We start from the raw sequence: 1,863 nt of genomic DNA, 5'->3' as shown, positions 1-1,863 counted from the left end.
GGCGACGCCGCGCGCTGGCTCGCCGGCGAGTACGCCGACGGAGTCCTGCCCGGCCCGTTCGGCGGTGCCGACTGGGGCCTCACCATCGACGGCGTGCTCGCCCTCGCGGCCACCGGCGTCGACGCGTCGACCCGGCAGGCGGCGACCGCACAGATCGCCGCGAACGTGCGCTCCTACAACAGCTACGACGACTGGGGCATCGAGGGCTTCACCGACGGCGGGGCCACCGCCAAGCTGCTCTACGCCGCCTCCGCCGCCGGTGGTGACCCGACCGACTTCGGCGGCTGGGACCTGCGGGCGGAGACCCTGTCACTAGTCTCCGGCGCGGACACCGGCCACCAGCACGGCCGGATCACCAGCCGCACCACCGAGGCGTCCGGCCAGGACCCGTCCAACACCTTCGACCAGAGCTTCGCCCTCCTCGGGCTGGCCCGCAGCGGTGGCGCACCGCAGGAGACGGCCGACTTCCTGGTCCGGCAGCAGTGCGTGGCCGGCGGCTTCCGGCTCTATCCCGACGCGGACGGCGCACCGTCGCCGAGTTGCGACGCACAGGGCAACGCCACGCTCGACGTCGACTCCACCGCGATGGCCGTCCAGGCGCTGCTGGCCAGCGGGGCCGACGGCGCGGACGACGCCGCCCAGCGCGGTGCCCAGTGGCTGGCGGCACAGCAACGCGCCGACGGGTCGTTCGGCGGGTCGGGGCCGACCAGCGGCGCGAACTCCAACAGCACCGGCCTCGCCGGGCAGGCCCTGGCCGCGGCGGGGCGGGACAGCGAAGCGAAGCGGGCCGCCGAGGCGTTGGCGGCACTCCAGCTCACCACGGGCAACGGCGGTGCCGCCGCGGCCGAGGCCGGTGCCATCGCCTACAACACCGACGCGTTGACCGAGGCGGTCGGCGCGGGAATCACCGACAACCTCCGGGACCAGTGGCGTCGGGCCACCGCCCAGGCGCTGCTCGGCCTGGCCCAGGTGCCGCTCGGGCGGATCGGTCTCGACCCGCCGCCCACCGGCGGCCCCACCCCGTCGGCCAGCGCGTCGCCCACGCCCACCGGCTCACCGACGCCGACCGCGTCACCGACGCCGAGTTCGCCACCGCCACCGACCGCCCCGCCCACCGCCAGCGCGACGCCGAGTCTGTCCCCGAGTGACACGTCGTCCACGCCGGTCGCCACACCGACCGTGAGCACCAGCCCTGTCGCGGGCGGCCCGGGGCGCCTGCCGACGACCGGCGTGGCCATCGGCGCGTACGTGCTCACCGCGCTGCTGCTCGTCGGCGGGGGAGCGGTGCTGCTGGTGCTGGGCCGCCGGCGGGCCACATGAGCCGCCGTGCGATCCGCGCGGCACTGGTGCTCGCGGTGGCCGGCGCGAGCACGGCCGTCGGGGCGGTTCCGGCACAGGCCGCCGGCCGTGCCGGCCACTGTCCCGACGCCAACGGGGTGACCGTGGTCGTCGACTTCAAGGAACTCGGCGGTGGGGTGGTGGTCCGCTGCGCCCCGGGCGACCAGGCCACCGGTCTGGCGGCGTTGAAGAACGCCGGGTTCCAGATCGCCGGCACCCTGCGCTGGGGCGAGGGCTTCATCTGCCGCATCGAGGGCAAACCCTCGACCGCCACGGAGAAGTGCGTCGATACCCCGCCGGCCAGCGCCTACTGGTCGTACTGGCACGCGCCGGACGGGGGTTCGTGGGCGTACAGCGACCGGGGGGTCCTCAACCGCAAGCCACCGGCGGGCAGCTTCGAAGGCTGGTCGTTCTCCTTCAACCGTAGCGCCGACAACGCGCCCCGGCCTGCGGTGGCACCGAACCGGCCGGCACCACCCCCGCGCACCACACCTGCGGCACCGCCGCCGCCCCGCACCTCGGCAC

1 protein-coding gene and 1 pseudogene are annotated in these 1,863 nt (G+C 75.6%); both read left to right on the top strand.

The annotated features are described in order from the left end of the window. Positions 1–1,320, top strand: a 1,320-nt coding sequence (locus tag EYA84_RS31390) for a prenyltransferase/squalene oxidase repeat-containing protein (protein WP_131057800.1), incomplete at its 5' end; no start/stop codon positions are given. Next, positions 1,317–1,863 (top strand): annotated as a pseudogene (locus EYA84_RS31385) (hypothetical protein); the annotation flags it as partial. The gene EYA84_RS31390 and the pseudogene EYA84_RS31385, both read left to right, overlap by 4 nt.

Origin of the sequence: Verrucosispora sp. SN26_14.1 (assembly GCF_004307965.1) — a bacterium.
Taxonomy (GTDB): domain Bacteria; phylum Actinomycetota; class Actinomycetes; order Mycobacteriales; family Micromonosporaceae; genus Micromonospora.
The sequence above is the reverse complement of the archived record's forward strand: the minus strand, read 5'-3'. Positions and strand labels throughout refer to the sequence as shown.